Genomic DNA, 16822 nt, shown 5'->3' on the forward strand with positions numbered 1-16822 from the left:
ACCATCTCTTCCACAGCATTGACGACGTCGTCAAACCACCTGGAGACCTGCATGTCGCACCGTGCTCGCGCGTTTCTCGCTGCCACCGCCGTGACCGTCACGCTCGCCGCCTGTACGTCGGGGGGTTCCGCCGACGGCGGCGGCAGCCTCGTCGGTGAGGGCACCGGCGAGGACTGCACCATCGGGTCGCCCGTGCCGGTGGGCGCGGCGCTGAGCCTGACGGGCGGGGCCGCCAGCTACGGCGAGTCGCAGCAGAAGGGCCTCGAGCTCGCCGCGGAGCAGCTGAACGCGCAGGGCGGCGTCGAGTACGCGCTGACGGTCGAGGACGACCAGACGGACCCGCGGCAGGGCATCGCGGTCTTCGAGCAGCTGACGGCCGACGACGGCGCGAGCGTGATCATCGGTCCGACCCTCTCGAACGGTGGCTTCCAGGCGCAGCCGATCGCGCAGGAGGAGGGCGTTCCGGTGCTCGCCATCTCGAACACGGCGGACGGCATCACCGAGCAGGGCGACTACATCTTCCGGGACTCGCTGACGGAGGCCCAGGTGATCCCGCAGACGGTCGCCAAAGCCAAGGAGGTCTACGGGGCCGAGAGCGCCGTGGTGATGTACAGCAACGACGACGCCTTCACCGAGGCGGGGTACGAGGTGTTCGCCGAGGCGCTGGACGCCGAGGGGATCGAGGTGGCCGAGACGCTCGAGTTCTCCGTGTCGGACACCGACTTCCGCGCCCTGCTCACCGAGGCGAAGGTCGCGGACGCGGACCTGCTGGTGGTCTCCGCCCTCATCGAGGCGGCGATCCCGCTGGTCACCCAGGCCCGCGAGCTCGGCATCGACGTCCCGATCGTCGGCGGGAACGGCTTCAACAACCCGCAGCTGATGGCCGACGCCGGGGACGCCGCGGAGGGCGTCGTCGTCGGCGCCGCGTGGAACTCGGCGTCCGACAACCCGGAGAACACGGCGTTCCTCGACGACTTCGAGGAGAAGTACGGGACGCCGCCCGACCAGTTCGCGGCTCAGGCGTTCACGGGCCTCATGCTGGTCGACACGGCCGTGCGGTCCTCGTGCTCGGGCGAGCGCGACGCGATCAAGGAGGGCCTCGGGACCATCGACGGGGTGCCGACGGTGCTGGGCGACCTGACGATCAACGAGGCGCGGGACGCGGAGCACGAGGCAGTGGTGCAGATCGTCGAAGACGGCACCTTCGCCGTGCTCGACTGAGCGCACCTCCATGCAACAGCTGCTCAACGGGCTCTTCATCGGCTCGATCTACGCACTCTTCGCCGTGGGCTTCGCGCTCGTGTTCGGCATCCTGGACCGGCTGAACCTGGCCCATCCGGCGGTGTTCGCGGCGTCGGCCTTCATCGGTATCGAGCTGGTGACCGTGGGCGGGATGCCCTTCTGGGCCGCCCTGCCCGCGGTCGCCGTGGTGGGCGCGCTCCTCGGGCTGATCGTGGAACGGGTGGCGTTCCGGCCGCTCAAGGGCCGCGCGGACGCGCACTTCGCCGGACTGATCTCCTCGATCGCGGTGGCGGGCATGCTGATCGCGCTGCTCCAGTGGCGCTACGGCGCGGAGACCCGGCGCTTTCCCGTCGACACGTTCCCGGCCACGCGGTTCGACGTGCTCGGCGCCCAGGTCACGCTGCTGCAGGTGGTCATCGTCGCCATCTGCGTGACGCTCGTGGTCGGGCTCACCCTGCTGGTGTCCCGCAGCCGGCTCGGCCGCGGCATGCGCGCCGTGGCGGAGAACCCGACGGCGGCGCGCGTGCTCGGCGTGAACGTGGACCGCGTGACGGCGACGACGTTCGCGATCTCGGCGGCCCTGGGCGCCGTCGCGGGGGCCCTGTTCGCGATGAACGTGAACTCCGCCCAGCTCGGCATGGGGTCGGCGATCGAGCTCAAGGGGCTCGCGGTGATCGTCGTGGGCGGTATGGGCTCGCTGCCCGGCGCGCTCGTGGGCGGGATCCTCCTCGGGGTGGCCGAGGTGTTCGCGGTGCAGTACCTGGGCTCCGCGTGGCGCGATCTCATCGCGTTCGCCCTGCTGTTCGGGATCCTGCTGCTGCGCCCACAGGGGCTGTTCGGCGGACGTCGGGCGCGGCAGGTCTGATGCTCACCGAATCGACGGTCACGTTCATCGCGCTCGGCGCGATCTTCGCCTTCTCGTTCTATGCCGTGCTGAACGCGGGGCAGCTCAGCCTGGGCCAGGCCGGCTTCGCGTCGGTCGCCGCCTACACCTCGGTGCTCCTGGCCCCGGACCCCGACGTCGTGGGCGACCTGCCCGCGCTCCTGGCAGCCCTGGCCATCGGCATGACGGCGGGCATGGTGGCCTCCGTCGTGCTGGGGCTGCCGACCATGCACCTACGGGGCGTGTTCCTCGCCATCGCCACGCTCGGGTTCGCCGAGGCGGTGCGCATCTTCCTGCTCAACGCCGAATGGACCGGCGGCGCCCAGGGCCTGTCCGTGCCCAAGATCGTCACGCCCGCCATCGCCTGGGTGGTGCTGGCGCTGGTCGCCTACTGGTTCTGGCGGTCCGGCCCCACCCGGTACGGCCGGGCGCTGGAGGCCATCCGCGAGGACGAGCTCGCCGCCGGCGCCATGGGGATCGACGTCGGCAGGCACCGGCTCGGGGCGTTCGCGACGGCCGGTGCCGTCGCCGGCCTCTACGGCGTGCTGTGGGCCTACACCGTCCGGCTGGTCGCACCCGCCGACTTCGGCTTCACGGCCGCCATCGACGGCCTCGTCACCGCCATGGTGGGCGGCACCACGATGTTCGTCGGGCCCGTGGTGGGCAGCGCGTTCCTCACGACGATCCCGGAGATCCAGCGCGCCCTCGGTGTCGAGGCCGGCTGGATCCGGCCGTTCGTGGCGGGCCTGCTGCTGCTCGTCGTCATCCTGTTCCTGCCCGGCGGGCTCGCCGGCCGGATCCCGCGGCGGATCCGGGTGCCCGACCTCGACGCGCACGACGCCGACGACACCGAGCTGCGCACGCGCGAGCACGCCCCGCGCGGCGACGTCGTGGCCCGGCTCACCGGGCTCGGCAAGGACTACGGCGGTGTGCACGCGGTGCGCGACGTCGACCTGGAGATCCGCAGCGGCGAGCTGCTCGGCCTGATCGGCCCCAACGGCGCGGGCAAGACGACGCTCGTGAACATGATCAGCGGGCTCGTCGCGCCGTCGTCGGGCGAGGCGAGCGTGCTGGGCGTGACCGCGGGACGCGCCCCCGTGCACCGCGTCGCGGCCGCTGGCGTGAGCCGCACGTTCCAGCACTCCAAGCTCTTCGGGCGGCTCTCCGCGCTGGAGAACGTGCTGGTGGGCGGGCACCTCGTGACCCGGCCGACGCTGGTGCGGCGGCTGCTCTGGCTGCCGTCGGCGCGACGCGACGAAAAGGCTGCGCTCACCCATGCCGCCCGGTGCCTGCGCCGCGTCGGCATGCTGGACGTGGCCGCCACCAGGGCGGGCGCGCTCTCGTACGGCGACCAGCGACGGCTCGAGATCGCCCGGGCGCTCGCCGCCGACCCGAGCCTGCTCATCCTCGACGAGCCGGCCGCCGGCATGAACCAGGTGGAGGCCGGCGAGCTCGCCCACCTCATCCGCTCGCTGGCCGACGACGGCCTGGCCGTGCTACTGATCGAGCACAACGTCGGGCTCGTGCGGCAGATCTGCGACCGGGTGGTGGTGCTCAACTTCGGCGAGGTCATCGCGGCCGGCGCACCGTCGGAGGTCGCCGCCGACCCCCAAGTGGTCGAGGCCTATCTCGGGACGGAGGCCTGACATGACCGAACCAGTGCTCGAGGTCGAGAATCTCTCGGTCCGCTACGGCCGCGTCGAGGCGGTGCGCGACGTGTCGTTCAGTGTCGCGGAGGGGTCCCTGGTGACCCTTGTCGGCGCGAACGGCGCCGGGAAGTCGACGATCATCAACGCGGTGTCCGGCATCGTGCGGCCGCACGGCGGCCGCGTGCGGTTCCGCGGCGCCGACATCACGCGCGCACCCGCCCACAAACTCGTGGCGCGGGGTCTGGTCCAGGTGCCCGAGGGCCGGCAGATCCTCGCGTCCCTGACGGTGGCCGAGAACCTCGCGATGGGTGGCTGGCACCGCGGCCGGGGTGCAGTCCGCACCATCGACGAGATGTACCAGCGGTTCGGGGTGCTGTCCGAGCGGCGCGACCTGCCCGCCGGCACGCTGTCGGGCGGTGAGCAGCAGATGCTCGCCATCGCCCGGGCACTGGTCGCGGAGCCGGTGCTGCTGCTCCTGGACGAGCCGTCCATGGGCCTGGCGCCGCTCGTGGTGAACGAGGTGTTCAGCGTCGTGGAGGAGATCCGTGCGACCGGCACCACCGTGGTGCTCGTGGAGCAGAACGCCCGACGTGCGCTGCGCGCGGCCGACCACGGCTACGTGCTGCGCACGGGCGAGGTGGTCCGGTCGGGTCCGGCGGCCGAGCTGCTCGCGGACGACGACGTGGTGCAGGCCTACCTCGGCACGGCCTGAACCGGATGCCAGCCCCGTTCTGGAGGGAGGTCGGGCACCTCGTCCTGCTGATCACCGGGCTCCCGCTGACTGTGCTCGCCGGAGGTATGGGGGTGGCCCTGCTTGCCGAAGTGCCCGGTTCAGCTGGGCACGCCCCGCTGTTGGCCGACACGCGTGCCCTCGGATTTCCCGTCATCGCATCTGCTGTCGTCGTCACGTCGCAGTTGATCGCTCCCGGACTGCGGCTCGACACGGCGTCTGCGCCGAGCATGCACCGCTCACGGCAGCCGCTTGCCGGCTGGACGCTGATGATCTCGGCCGTGTCGACGTCATGGATCTTCTCTGCGATGTCCCAGACCGGGATCAGTGACGAACGTCAGGCCAACGGGATGGTGTTCGAGGAGTTGCTGCTCGACTGTTGGCCGCTGCTGTTCTCAGCAGCCGCGATGGTTCTCTGCGGCGTGCTGTTCCGACTGACCGTCGTCGCCAGGATCGTTCCGGTCGCCTTGTTCGTGGTTGCCGTCACCGTCCAGCGAGGACTGTGGTAGCGGCCTCCGAGTCACCGACGGTGCCGAACCGCACGTCACGAGTCACCGACGGTGCCGAACCGCATGCAACCCGTGCATCGACCCCCGAATGGACTCGTAGCCTTCGGCTGGCACCCCGCGAGGACACACAGGTTGCGGCTCGACACCTTGAGCCGCCCACCAAGACATACAACGTGCGGCTCGGCCCTCCCGGGCCCCACCGAGACACACAACTTGCGGCTCGACACCGCGCAGCGCCGCCGAACCGCACGTCACGAGTCACCGACGGCGCCGAGCCGCAAGCAACGCGTCCACCGGCCCCCGAATGGACTCGTAACCTTCGGCTGGCACCCCGCGAGGACACACAACTTGCGGCTCGGCACCTCGAGCCGCCCACCAGGACACACAACTTGCGGTTCGGCGCGCGCCGCGGCCGGCACTCGACCACGCCTGGAAGCACCTAGAAGTCGTCCGGCGTCCGGATCCGGTCACGGATCCACGCCCCCGCCTCCTTGAGCCGGTCAACCCCGAACGAGCCGCCCGAGCAGGTCCCCTCGGTGAAGACCGCGCCGGACCGGTGGTCGTCCGAGAAGTTCCAGTTCACCCAGCTGATCTTCTTCGACTCCGCCAGGTCGAGGTACCGCTGGGTCATCGCGAAGTCGTTGGCGCCCTCACCCGCGCTGTTCTGCGACCCGAACTCCGTGATGAACATGGGGATCCGGTCCGCGGCCCGGGAGAGCGTGTCCAGGTACTCCTGGTCGTGCGTCGCGGCGTAGAAGTGGAACGTGTACATCACGTTCGAGGCGGCGACCGGGTTGTTCACCACCTCGGACTCGTTCGACCCCTCCGACTCTCCGAGCGAGGACCACGCGCGAGTGCCCAGCAGGACGACGGCGTTCGGGTCCTGCGCGCGGATCACGGGGACGATCTGCTCGTGGTAGCTCTTGATGGCCTGCCACGACACCCCGTTGGGCTCGTTCGCGACCTCGTAGATGATGTTGTTCTTGCCGCTGTTCCGCTCGGCGACGGCGGTGAAGAACGTCTTGGCACGTTCCAGGTTGTAGTTGGGGTCGCCCGGGTCGAGCATGTGCCAGTCGACGATGGCGTACATCCCGCGCGCCGTGAGCATGTCGATGTAGTCGTTCACCAGGGCTGTGAACCGCGCCGGGTCGGTCTCGTAGCCGCCCTCCTGAACGTAGGTGGAGATACGCATGGCGTCGGCGTTCCAGTCGTACGCGAGGGTGTCGAGCGAGGCATCGGTGACGCACTGGGAGAACCACTGGGTACCGTGCGTGCTCATGCCGCGCAGCTGGATCGGTGCACCACGCTCGTTGCACAGGTGGACGCCGCAGACGCTGAGCTGACCGTTGGCCGCGACCGGCGTGCCCGCTCCCGGCTCCGGCTCCGGCTCGGGCTCCGGCTCGGGTTCCGGCTCCGGGTCGGGAGCCGGCCCGCCGTCGCACGTCCCGTCGTGGGTCCAGAGGGCCGGCGTCGACTCCGGGTCCCAGCCCGCGCCCGGGTGCGCGGTGTGCGCCATCGTCGCGGTGTAGGTGCTTCCCTCGTAGGTGACCTGCTGTCCTGCGGCGTAACTCGTGCCTTCGGCCCATGCCGGTGCGGAGCACGTGCTGGCCACGGCGGTGGCCGGCAGCAGGGGAACGACGGCCGTTCCTAGCGCCAGCATCGCGGCCGTGGCGACGGCGACGACGATCGGTGCGCGGCGAGAGACCATGTTCGGACCACCTCAGTTCCTCGTTGAGCCGGGGCAGGTGGCGGCGGCACTGCCGGCCTGCTGGTCGCCATGACGCTAGCAACAGCCGAGGTCGGGTGATATCGGGGATTCCCACACGGTGGGTCAGCCCTGCTCGCGCCAGCCGCGCTGGAGCTCGGTCACCTCGCGCAGCACCCGCCGGAACTCCGCGTACGTGTCGTGACCCACCGTCTCGGCGTGCCTTCGCTCGAGCTCCTCGACCACGGCGTCCGACCGGACCATCTGGTCCAGGCCCCGGGCCGTGGGCACGACGAGCTTGGCCCGGCGGTCGTGCGGGTCCGGCCGACGCTCGACGTAGCCGAGCGCCTCGAGCTCGTCGACCACCTTGCCCACCACCTGCTTGTGCTGGCCCGAGCGCTGTGCGAGGTCGGTGGCGCGGCTGCCCTCGGGGTCGAGGTAGCCGAGCACGGCCCCGTGCTGGGGCCGCAGGCCCGGGTGACCCTCCTCCGCGAGGCGGGCGAACAGCTCGTCCTGCACCGCGAAGAGCAGGCGACCCAGGAGGAACGATGAGCACGTCCGTGGAACTGACCCGGTTCCGGGTCACTCCCGAGAACACCGACGCGATGCTGGCGGCCCGGCCTGCCATGCTCGCCGACTTCCACGCCGACCGGTCCGGGTTCCTCGGGGCACGGCTCGTGCGCCTGCCCGACGACGAGTGGCTCGACGTCGTCGAGTGGCGCACGGCCGAGGACTTCGCCGCGTCCCGCGCCAAGGGCGCGAACCGGCCGGGCATCGCCACGTTCTTCGCGACGATCGACGCGCTCGTGAGCGCCGAGGAAGGGGTACTGGCCGATGGTGAATGACCTGCAGGGCTTCGTCGCCGGACGGCTACGACACCGTGAAGCCGGTCCGCGGATGACTGCTCCGCGAATGACATAGTGTCGGCCCGTCCCCTCCGGACCATCCCGATCCGGTTCCTGCACCCGAGGTGGGCCCATGACCGTTCCTCTCACCCTGCGCACACCCTCGCGTGGCGCCGTCCAGCCGCCTCCGGACCGTCCGGTCCTGGAGGCGGCCCTCGACCGGCTGGAGGACGCCGGCGGCGGCACCCCCGACCGCGCCGACGCCGAGGTGCTGCTGCACGCCCGCGGCGCGGACCTGGACCGGCTCCTCGCGGTCGCGGGCACCCTGCGCGACACGGGCCTGGTGGAGGCGGGCCGGCCCGGCGTCCTCACGTACTCCCGCAAGGTGTTCGTCCCCCTGACGCACCTGTGCCAGGACCGGTGCCACTACTGCATCTTCGTGCAGTCGCCCGGCAAGCTGGCCAAGGCCGGCATCTCCCCGTACATGGAGGCCGACGCCGTCCTGGAGGTCGCCGCCCAGGGTGCGGCGCTGGGCTGCAAGGAGGCCCTGCTCACCCTGGGCGACCGCCCGGAGAACCGCTGGCCGGTGGCCCGGCAGTGGCTCGACGACCACGGCTACGCGTCGACTCTCGACTACGTGGGCGACATGGCCCGGCTCATCCTGGACGAGACGGGACTCCTGCCTCATCTCAACCCCGGCGTCATGTCGTGGGCCGAGCTGCAGCGGCTCAAGCCGGTGGGCCCGTCGATGGGCATGATGCTCGAGACCACGTCCTCCCGGCTGTGGACCGAGAAGGGCGAGGCGCACTTCGGCTCCCCCGACAAGGACCCGGCGCTGCGGCTGCGCGTGATCGAGGACGCCGGACGGTCCCGTATCCCGTTCACCACGGGGGTGCTGCTCGGCATCGGCGAGAACTACGCCGAACGCGTGGACTCGATCCTCGCGCTGCGCGACGCGCACGCCCGGCACGGTCACCTGCAGGAGGTGATCGTGCAGAACTTCCGCGCCAAGTCGGCCACGGCCATGATGGGCGCCGCGGACCTGGAGACCCAGGAGTACGCGGCCGCCGTCGCCGTGACCCGGGTGCTGCTCGGCCCCGGCATGCGCGTGCAGGCGCCGCCCAACCTGACCGACGCCGCCGAGCTCCAGCTCCTGGTCCGCGCAGGCATCGACGACTGGGGCGGCGTCAGCCCGCTCACCCCTGACCACGTCAATCCCGAACGGCCGTGGCCGCAGATCGAGGACCTGGCGCGGCTGACCGGCGAGGGCGGCTATGCCCTGCGCGAGCGCCTCACCGCCCACCCGCACTACCTGCGCGAGGCGCGGGACGGCGCCGACTGGCTCGACGACCGCCTCCGCCCGCGCGTCCTCGCCCTGGCCGACGACTACGGCCTGGCCCGCCACGACGCCCTGCTGGGCGAGTTCCCGGCCTCCACCTCGTTGAGTGCTGGGTATTTGCGCGCCCCGAGCCCGGAAGCGCGCACATACCCAGCACTCAACGGCCAGGGCAGAGGCAGAGGCGGCGGCGGGGCCGGGCAGGCAAGGCGGCTGACGCGGTTGATCGCGGACGCCGCCGCGGATCCGGCAGGGGCCGACGACGCCGCGTGGGTCGAGCTGCTGGGAGCCGACGGCGCCGATCTCGAAGAGCTCGCCGCCCTCGCGGACCAGGTGCGGCGCGAGCGGGTCGGCGACACCGTGACGTACGCGGTGAACCGGAACCTCGACGCGTCGCTGGGCCTGCCACCCGACCGGGTCGCGGAGCTGGCGGCCGAGGCCGTGTCGCTGGGTGCCACCGAGGTGTGCGCGCAGGGCGTGCCACCGACCGCCTCGGGCCCGGACGGCTACCTCGGCCTCGCCCGGGCCGTGAAGCAGGGCGCACCGGGCCTGCACCTGCACGCCTTCCGACCGGCCGAGCTGGCCGACGGCGCCGCCCGCGCCGGGCTCCCGCTCGCGGACTGGCTGACGGCGCTGCGCGAAGCCGGCGTCGACACCGTACCCGGCACCGGCGCACGGATCCTGGACGACCAGATCCGGGACCTGCTCACGGGCGGTACCGACATCCCGGCCGAACGCTGGGTCGAGCTCGTCACCGCCGCCCACACGGCAGGTCTGCGGTCCACCGCGACCATCGCGTACGGCCACGTCGAGTCCGCGCGCGACCAGGTGCGGCACCTGCGCACGCTGGCACGGGTGCAGGACGCGACCGGCGGGTTCACCGAGCTGATCCCCATGCCGTGGGTGCCGTCGGAGTCGCCGGTGGCCGTTCCCGGCGCCCGCGTCGCGACCCTCCGGGAGAGCCGCGCCCTGCACGCGGTGGCGCGCCTGATGCTGGCCGGGCGGATCGACCACGTGCAGGCGGCATGGACCAAGCTGGGGATGCGCGGGGCGCAGCGGGTGCTCGCCGGCGGCGCGGACGACCTGGGCGGCGTGCTGCTCGACGGTCTCCTGGACCCGGAGGCCGGGCCCGAGCAGGGCCGGGAGCTGACGGTTGCCGACGTGTCGCGGCTCGCCGGCGAGCTGGGCCGTCCGGTCCGGCAGCGCACGACCACCTACGGGCAGGTGGGGTGACGGGAACGCACCAGGCCGCACGCCCGGACTCCGGCAGCAGGACGGTGCCGGGACCGGGCACAGCCGTGGACGTGGCGGTGGTGGGCGCGGGGCTCGCCGGGGTCGGGCTCGGCGCGCGGCTCCGGCGCGCCGGGCGCACCGGCTTCACGGTCCTGGAGCGCGCCGACGACGTGGGCGGGACATGGCGCGACAACGTGTACCCGGGTGTCGCGTGCGACATCCCGAGCGCCCTGTACTCCTACTCCTTTCTGCCCCAGCCCGCCTGGTCGCGGGTGTTCGCGCCGGGCGCCGAGATCCACCGGTACGTCCAGGACGTCGCACGGAGCGAAGGACTCGCCCCGCACCTGCGCCTCGGCACCGCGCTCACCGGCGCACGCTGGCACGACGACGAGGCGGCGTGGCACCTGACGACCTCCCGCGGCCCCCTGATCGCCCGGGTGCTCGTGACGGCGGTCGGCCGGCTCAGCGAGCCCCGCGTGCCCGACCTCCCCGGACTGGGCACGTTCCCCGGGCGGGTGTTCCACTCCGCGCGCTGGGACCGCGACCTGCCGGCCGGGTTGCGGGTCGGCGTGGTCGGCACCGGCGCCAGTGCCGTACAGCTCGTGCCCGAGCTGGCCCGCCGGGCGGCCTCCGTCGTCGTGCTGCAGCGCACCCCACCGTGGGTGCTGCCCCGGGGCGACCGGGCCTACGCACCCGGCGAGCCCCGGCCGGACCGGGCGGCGCTCGCGGCCGAGGCCGACCGGCTGTTCGACGCGCGGAGGGCGGGCAGTGCGGCGGAGGCCGAGCTGCGCGAGCGCGCGGAGGCACATCTGCGCGCCCAGGTACCGGACCCGGCGCTGCGCGCGCTGCTCACACCCGACTACGCGGTGGGCTGCAAGCGCGCGCTGTTCAGCGACGACTGGTACCCGGCCCTGCAGCAGCCCCACGTCACACTGGAGCCGAGCGCGCCGGTCTCGGTCGAGGGCTCCACGCTGGTCGCGGCGTCCGGGGCGCGGTACGAGGTGGACGTGCTGGTGCTCGCCACGGGGTTCGAGACCACGCGGCCGCCCTTCGCGCACCTGGTGGCGGGCCGTGGCGGGCAGACGCTCGCCGAGCACTGGGCCGACGGCATGACCAGCCACGCGTCGACGGTGGTGCACGGGTTTCCCAACCTGTTCGTGCTGGACGGCCCCAACGCGGGGCTCGGCCACCACTCCGCCCTCGAGGTGATCGAGGCCCAGATCGGCTACGTGCTCGGCGCGCTCGACCACCTGGACCGGGCGGACGGCCCGCTGGACGTGTCCGCGGCGGCCGAGGCCGCGTACACCCGGGAGATCGACCGGCGCGCTGCCGAGACCGTGTGGCTGCGCGGCGGATGCCGCAGCTGGTACGTGGACGAGCGCTCCGGGCGCCTCACGCTCCTGTGGCCCGGCCGGGCGGCGGAGTACCGCGACCGTTTCGCCCGTTTCGACCCGGCCCCGTTCGGCGTCACGGATGACCATGCAGCTGCTGCCGAACGAGTGCCGATCCTGGCAGCAGATGCATGGTCATCCATCGAGACCCCTCAGCCCGGCGCCAGGCCGTTCTGGTAGGCCCACACGACCGTCTGGAGGCGGTCGCGGGTGCCCACCTTGGCCATCGCTCGGCCGAGGTGGGACTTCACGGTGCTCGTCTCCACGACGAGCTCCTGCGCGATCTCCGCGTTCGACAGCCCGCGGGCGAGCTGTCGGACGATCTCGGCCTCGCGTGCCGTGAGCTGCGCCGCGACGTCGGCCTGCGGCTCCGGCGGAGCCTTGCGACGCGCGAACTCGGTGATCACCCGGTGCGTCACCGCCTGGTCGATGAGGCCGTGCCCGTCGGCGAGCCGCCGCACGGCGTCGATCAGCTCCTCGGGCTCGCAGTCCTTGAGGATGAACCCGCCGGCCCCGGCCTCCAGGGCGCCGAAGACGTACTCGTCGAGGTCGAACGTGGTCACCACCAGCACCGCCGGCGCCGTCGTGCCGAACGCGACGATCTCGCGCGTCGCGGCCAGGCCGTCGCCGCCGGGCATGCGCACGTCCATGCAGACGACGTCGGGGCCGTGCCGGCGGGCGAGCTCGACCGCCGTCGAGCCGTTCGAGGCCTCGGCGACCACCTCGATGTCGTCGGCCTGCTCCAGGAGGAACCGGAAGCCCGCCCGGACCACCGCCTGGTCGTCGACGAGCATGACCCTGATCATCCCTGTCCCCCTTCGGTGAGTGCGGCGGCCGCGTCCGCCTGCGACACGGTACTCGCGGGCTCGTGGTGCAGCGGCAGTGTCAGCAGCACCCGCCATCCGCCGGCCGGGGTGGCGCCGGTCGTGAGCGTCGCGCCCACCAGCTGGGCGCGCTCCCCCATCCCGATCATGCCCATGCCCTGGCGCGTCGAGCCGGTGGGCGGGCCGCCGTCGGCCGGCTCGTTGAGCACCTCGAGCGATACCGCGCGCTCGCCGAACCGCACCGTGATCCGCACCGCCGCACCAGGGGCGTGCTGCCGGGCGTTCGAGAGCGACTCCTGGGCGACCCGGTAGAACGCGGCGTCCGCGATGGGGGCGAGCTCGCGCGGCCGGCCGGCCCGGACCAGGTCGACCGTGCTGCCCAGCGCGCGCGCCGTCCGCACCAGTCCGTCGAGCGCGGCGAGCCCTGGCGGTGGCGCGTCGTGCGCGTCGTCGCCCACGCTCGGGCGCTCCCGTAGGACTCCCACGATCAGGCGCAGGCTGTCGAGCGTCTCCTTGCCCTGCCCCCGGATCCATGCGGTGCCCTTCTTTGCCGCTGCCGGGTCGCTGTCGATCTGCCGCTCGACGGCGGCCGCCTGCACGACGAGCCCGGACAGGTGGTGGGCCGCGACGTCGTGCAGCTCCCGGGCCATCCGGGACCGCTCCGCGACGATGGCCGCGTGCGTGGTCGCCTGCTGCGTCCGCACCAGCTCGGCCGCGCGCAGCCGGAGCAGGTCGACGTAGCGGCGGCGGGTCGCCACCGCACCGCCGACCAGCGCGCTGACCACGTACGTGACCAGGCCGGAGAAGAAGTGGTTGGCGGCCGACACCAGCGCGCCGTTCCCCGCGAGCAGAGCCGTCGCCGTCGCCGCGAGCACTCCGACCGGCACCGCGGCACCCGTGACGAGTAGCGCCCGGCGGGTGGGCAGCAGGGTGCCGACGGTGTAGCCGGCGATGATCTGCGGCACGCCGCCGACGGAGAGGTCGGGCGGCGACGACGCGATGATGACCACCTGGCAGGCCACGACGAGCCCCAGGCAGAGGACCGGGCGGACCCGGCGCAGGACGAGCGGCGCCGCCTGGAGGCTCGCGGCGGCGATGAGCACCGCACCCTGCTGCGTGCTCACCGTGAAACCCTCCGCGCGGAGCACCAGCTCGAACAGCGCCACCAGGGTCGCGAGCGTGAGCAGCATGACCAGCACGGCCAGCACGGTGTCCTGTGCGAGCCGCCCGGTCACACCGACCCGGGCGAGGGCCGCGTCCAGCCGGCCCGCGCTCGGCGGAACGGGCACGTCGTCGAGCACGGTGGATCCGTCCGTCGTGGGCACCGTCAGTACGATACCGACGGCGCGAGCAGGCGGAACTCGAACGCGAACCAGGCAGTACCGGCCAGGGCCAGCACCACGAGCACCAGGCCGAGCACCCGGCGCCAACCGTGCCGGTTCCGGACGGCGCCCACGAGCTGCAGCACTGCCGGGACCAGACCGAGCACCCCGATGCCCTGCACCACCTGGAGCTGGCGCAGCGAGAACTCGGAGACGTCCTCCAGACCCATCACGGTCATGACCGTCAGGGCCCAGCCGGCCAGCGCCAGCACCGCGGAGACCACGCCGATCTTGGCCAGGATCCGGGAGAGCCGCCCGGTCCCCTCGGGGAGCGACCGGTGCCGCACCCGCCGGACGATGGCCCCGACGGGCCAGGCGACGGCCGTCACGAGGAGGACCAGCGCGGACGCGCCGAGCGCCGGGAGCACCACGGACGGCACCCGCTCGGGCTGGGACGGCAGCAGGGCGAAGGCGCCCTCGAACCCGATCGCCTCGACCGCGCCGTCGGCGACCCGCATGGCGATGGTGCGCTGGCCGCCGACCTCGCGCCAGACCCAGGGCTCCACCTCCTCGTACAGCGCGGGTGCCGCACTGCCGGGGCCAGGGGTGATCAGCACCCGGCCGTCGTCCCGTGCGGTCACCTGGGTGACGCTGAACCCTTCCAGCGCGGCGAGAAAGGTGCTCTGCATCCCGCGGGAGGCGACGTAGCTGCCCTCGGCGAGCGCCGCGTGCTCCGCGGTCGTCGCGGGGTCGACGGTGCTGGGCGCCGGGGCGGAGTCCGCCGGGAAGTAGCGGTCGGCGAAGCCGTCCAGCACAGCCCTGCGCAGGTCGAGCGTGGCGTAGCCCGTGGTGCCGGTGCTGTTGAACGAGACGAAGATCCCCGCGCGCTCCTCCGGGTAGATCTGCAGGTGCGAGTGGAAGTAGTTGGTGTCGCCGCCGTGGCCGACGATCCGGTGCCCGTTACGGCTCTCGTCGAAGAACCCGAGCGCCATCCGGGGTGCGGCCGCGAGGTTGCCCAGGGAGCCCTCGTCGAGCGCCGGGGCGTGCATCAGCTCGAGCGTCTCGGGCTCCAGGATCGAACCGGTGCCGGGCTCGCCGAGCTGGGCCAGCATGAAGCGCGCCATGTCGGGCGCCGACGCGGTCAGCGCACCGGCGGGGGGCGTGCCGACGATCTCGAACGGTCCGGGGGCGTCGGCCGACGTGGCGTAGCCCTGGGACATCCGCTCGCGCAGCGCGTCGGGCAGCGGCTGCTCGAACGTCGACGACGTCATGCCGGCGGGCGTGAGGATGTTGCGCTCGACGTACTCCTCGAACGGCACACCGCTGACGTGCTCGACGATGTAGCCGACCAGGGAGTTGCCGTAGTTCGAGTAGGCGGGGACGGTGCCCGGCTCGTAGATCTGCTCGGGCGGGTCCTGCGCCAGCTCGTCGCGGAGCACCGGCGACACGTCGCCGGAGCCGATCAGGCCCCCGATCCGCTCCTCGAAGCCGGCGGTGTGGGTCAGCAGGTGGCGGAGCGTGATCGGTCCGTCGAACGCCCGCGGGACCTCGAAGTCGAGGTACTCGCCGATGTCGGTGTCGAGGTCGACGTCGCCGCTCTCGACGAGCTGCATCGCGGCCGTCGCGGTGAACAGCTTGGACACGGAGCCGGGCCGAAAACAGGGTCTGCTCGGCGTCGACCGGCACGGGCTCGCCGCCCGCACCGGTGTCGGCGTGTCCGTAGCCGCGGGTCGTGACCACCGTGCCGTCGTCGACGACGGTGACGACGGCGCCCGCGATGCCGGCGCTCTCCAGGGCGGCGGGCAGCATGCCGTCGAGCCAGGCGTCGACGTCCAGCTGCTCGAGGGTGTGCTCGCCCGCCGGTGCATGGATGGCTGGGGGCGGTGTCGGACCGTCGGCGCCCGACCCGGCGGCGGCGCCCGACCCGGCGGCGGCGGCGCTCGGGGCCCCGACCGCGGCGGTCAGGGCGAGCAGGCCGAGCGTCGCGAGCCCTGCGAGGCCCCGGCCGCGCTGCTTCCGGCGGCTCGGAGAGCGGCGCTCCGGCCGTTCGGTGGGTGTGTGGTCGTGGGACGAGTACATCGTCGCGCTCCTCGCGCTCGGCAGGTGTTCGGGCTGGTCCGGGGGCTTTCCTCCGGACGACCCCAGCCTGTCGGGAGGCCCGCCCCGCCACATCGCCCGCGAGCACGCACTTCACCTACGACCTTTGGCGGAGGCGTCTCCGCCCCGCGGGACGACCATGCACCTGCTGCCAGCCGGGGCCGGTTTCTGGCAGCAGGTGCATGGTCATCACTCAGTGGGCCGAGTAGCCGCCGTCGACCAGGTGATAGCTGCCGGAGATGAAGGACGCCTCGTCGCTGAGGAGGAAGAGCGTCAGCGCCGCGACCTCCTTGTCCGTGCCGAGCCGCTTGGCGGCGTGCTCGTTCTCGAGCGCGGCCAGCGCCTCCTCGCTCAGCGACGACCGCACGAGCGGGGTGTCGATGAAGCCCGGGCCCACGGCGTTGGTCCGCACGCCCTGCTCCGTGTACTCGAGCGCGGCCACCTTGGTGAGCCCGACCAGCGCGTGCTTGCTGGTCACGTAGGCCGCGTTCTCCGCGATACCCACCGCGCCCAGCACGGAGGCCATGTTCACGATGGCACCGCCACCCGCTGCCACCATGGCGGGCAGCTGGTAGCGCAGGCCGTAGAAGACGCCGTCGAGGTCGACCGCACGGACGCGGTCCCAGGCGTCGATCTCGTAGTCGCCGATCTTGGCCGGCGGCGCACCGATGCCGGCGTTGTTCACCGCGAGGTGCAGCGCGCCGTACTCCCCGACGGCGAAGTCGACCGCGGCACGCGACTGGTCGGCGTCCGTGGTGTCCTGCTCGAAGGGCAGCGCCGTGCCGCCTGCGCCCGTGATCTCGTCGACCACCTGTCGTGCGCCGTCCAGCTTGATGTCGGTGACCACGACGGAGGCGCCCTCGGCGGCGAGCTGCCGGGAGATCTCCGCCCCGATCCCGCTGCCTCCGCCCGTGACGATCGCTACCTTGCCCTGGAACCTGTTCTCCGTCGGCATGCTGCTCACTCCTCACGCTCCGGTGCGACGGCGCCTGCCGTCCCCCCCAGTTCTAACCCGCAACGAGGCCGGTCACCCGCCGGGCGGCAGCGCGGTGGCGC

General features: G+C 72.7%; 14 protein-coding genes. 8 read left to right on the forward strand and 6 right to left on the reverse strand.

Annotation, left to right across the window (positions count from 1 at the left end):
- Window positions 1-51: 51 nt before the first annotated feature.
- The 5 genes from ACFSL2_RS09095 (at window position 52) to ACFSL2_RS09115 (ending at window position 5013) form a co-directional block, all read left to right on the forward strand.
- The gene (locus tag ACFSL2_RS09095; protein WP_377197543.1) at window positions 52-1221 is read left to right on the forward strand and encodes an ABC transporter substrate-binding protein; all 1170 of its coding nucleotides are present in this window, start codon (window positions 52-54) and stop codon (window positions 1219-1221) included.
- Window positions 1222-1231: 10 nt separating this feature from the next.
- On the forward strand, window positions 1232-2107 hold the full coding sequence (locus ACFSL2_RS09100; protein WP_377197544.1) for a branched-chain amino acid ABC transporter permease: 876 nt from the start codon (window positions 1232-1234) through the stop codon (window positions 2105-2107).
- Window positions 2107-3771: a branched-chain amino acid ABC transporter ATP-binding protein/permease gene (locus ACFSL2_RS09105; RefSeq protein ID WP_377197545.1), complete on the forward strand. Its 1665-nt coding sequence runs from the start codon at window positions 2107-2109 to the stop codon at window positions 3769-3771. Before ACFSL2_RS09100 ends, ACFSL2_RS09105 begins: the two co-directional genes overlap by 1 nt.
- A gap of 1 nt (window position 3772) precedes the next feature.
- Entirely contained in the window at window positions 3773-4486 is a 714-nt protein-coding gene (locus ACFSL2_RS09110) for an ABC transporter ATP-binding protein (RefSeq protein WP_377197546.1), read from the forward strand.
- 92 nt (window positions 4487-4578) lie between these two features.
- Window positions 4579-5013, forward strand: coding sequence for a hypothetical protein (locus ACFSL2_RS09115; protein WP_377197547.1), 435 nt, complete (start codon window positions 4579-4581; stop codon window positions 5011-5013).
- A 439-nt stretch (window positions 5014-5452) separates the two neighbouring features.
- Here the strand turns inward: ACFSL2_RS09115 and ACFSL2_RS09120 are convergent, their stop codons facing one another.
- Window positions 5453-6721 carry a cellulase family glycosylhydrolase gene (locus ACFSL2_RS09120; protein ID WP_377197548.1) on the reverse strand — a complete coding sequence of 423 codons (1269 nt, stop codon included), beginning with the start codon at window positions 6719-6721 and terminating at the stop codon, window positions 5453-5455.
- A gap of 123 nt (window positions 6722-6844) precedes the next feature.
- The gene (locus ACFSL2_RS09125) at window positions 6845-7237 is read right to left on the reverse strand and encodes a MarR family winged helix-turn-helix transcriptional regulator (RefSeq protein ID WP_377197549.1); all 393 of its coding nucleotides are present in this window, start codon (window positions 7235-7237) and stop codon (window positions 6845-6847) included.
- A gap of 29 nt (window positions 7238-7266) precedes the next feature.
- On the opposite strand from ACFSL2_RS09125, the gene ACFSL2_RS09130 reads away from it, so the two are divergent.
- The 3 genes from ACFSL2_RS09130 (at window position 7267) to ACFSL2_RS09140 (ending at window position 11703) form a co-directional block, all read left to right on the forward strand.
- Window positions 7267-7563 (forward strand): antibiotic biosynthesis monooxygenase family protein, encoded by a 297-nt coding sequence (locus ACFSL2_RS09130; RefSeq protein WP_377197550.1) that lies wholly within the window; start codon window positions 7267-7269, stop codon window positions 7561-7563.
- Window positions 7564-7696: 133 nt separating this feature from the next.
- Entirely contained in the window at window positions 7697-10132 is a 2436-nt protein-coding gene (gene cofG / locus ACFSL2_RS09135) for a 7,8-didemethyl-8-hydroxy-5-deazariboflavin synthase CofG (RefSeq protein WP_377197551.1), read from the forward strand.
- Complete coding sequence (locus ACFSL2_RS09140) at window positions 10129-11703, forward strand: flavin-containing monooxygenase (RefSeq protein ID WP_377197552.1); 1575 nt, start codon at window positions 10129-10131, stop codon at window positions 11701-11703. The genes cofG and ACFSL2_RS09140 overlap by 4 nt, the downstream gene beginning before the upstream one ends.
- On the opposite strand, the gene ACFSL2_RS09145 is transcribed toward ACFSL2_RS09140, so the two are convergent.
- The 4 genes from ACFSL2_RS09145 to ACFSL2_RS09160 all read right to left on the reverse strand — a co-directional run bounded on the left by ACFSL2_RS09145 (window position 11676) and on the right by ACFSL2_RS09160 (window position 16721).
- Window positions 11676-12329, reverse strand: a complete 654-nt coding sequence (locus tag ACFSL2_RS09145) for a response regulator (protein WP_377197553.1) — start codon at window positions 12327-12329, stop codon at window positions 11676-11678. The genes ACFSL2_RS09140 and ACFSL2_RS09145 overlap by 28 nt on opposite strands.
- Window positions 12326-13672, reverse strand: coding sequence for a sensor histidine kinase (locus ACFSL2_RS09150; protein WP_377197554.1), 1347 nt, complete (start codon window positions 13670-13672; stop codon window positions 12326-12328). Before ACFSL2_RS09150 ends, ACFSL2_RS09145 begins: the two co-directional genes overlap by 4 nt.
- 2 nt (window positions 13673-13674) lie before the next feature.
- Entirely contained in the window at window positions 13675-15312 is a 1638-nt protein-coding gene (locus ACFSL2_RS09155) for a serine hydrolase domain-containing protein (protein WP_377197555.1), read from the reverse strand.
- Window positions 15313-15959: 647 nt separating this feature from the next.
- Window positions 15960-16721 carry an SDR family NAD(P)-dependent oxidoreductase gene (locus tag ACFSL2_RS09160; RefSeq protein ID WP_377197556.1) on the reverse strand — a complete coding sequence of 254 codons (762 nt, stop codon included), beginning with the start codon at window positions 16719-16721 and terminating at the stop codon, window positions 15960-15962.
- Window positions 16722-16822 lie beyond the last annotated feature (101 nt).

The sequence above is a fragment of the Promicromonospora aerolata genome (assembly GCF_042682255.1).
In the GTDB taxonomy this organism is placed as follows: Bacteria; Actinomycetota; Actinomycetes; order Actinomycetales; family Cellulomonadaceae; genus Promicromonospora; species Promicromonospora aerolata.

Coding starts and splice junctions, on each gene's coding strand:
- ACFSL2_RS09095 (WP_377197543.1), top strand. CDS start 52: ATGTCGCACCGTGCTCGCGCGTTTCTCGCTGCCACCGCCGTGACCGTC.
- ACFSL2_RS09100 (WP_377197544.1), top strand. CDS start 1,232: ATGCAACAGCTGCTCAACGGGCTCTTCATCGGCTCGATCTACGCACTC.
- ACFSL2_RS09160 (WP_377197556.1), bottom strand. CDS start 16,721: ATGCCGACGGAGAACAGGTTCCAGGGCAAGGTAGCGATCGTCACGGGC.
- ACFSL2_RS09145 (WP_377197553.1), bottom strand. CDS start 12,329: ATGATCAGGGTCATGCTCGTCGACGACCAGGCGGTGGTCCGGGCGGGC.
- ACFSL2_RS09120 (WP_377197548.1), bottom strand. CDS start 6,721: ATGGTCTCTCGCCGCGCACCGATCGTCGTCGCCGTCGCCACGGCCGCG.
- cofG (WP_377197551.1), top strand. CDS start 7,697: ATGACCGTTCCTCTCACCCTGCGCACACCCTCGCGTGGCGCCGTCCAG.
- ACFSL2_RS09110 (WP_377197546.1), top strand. CDS start 3,773: ATGACCGAACCAGTGCTCGAGGTCGAGAATCTCTCGGTCCGCTACGGC.
- ACFSL2_RS09130 (WP_377197550.1), top strand. CDS start 7,267: ATGAGCACGTCCGTGGAACTGACCCGGTTCCGGGTCACTCCCGAGAAC.
- ACFSL2_RS09105 (WP_377197545.1), top strand. CDS start 2,107: ATGCTCACCGAATCGACGGTCACGTTCATCGCGCTCGGCGCGATCTTC.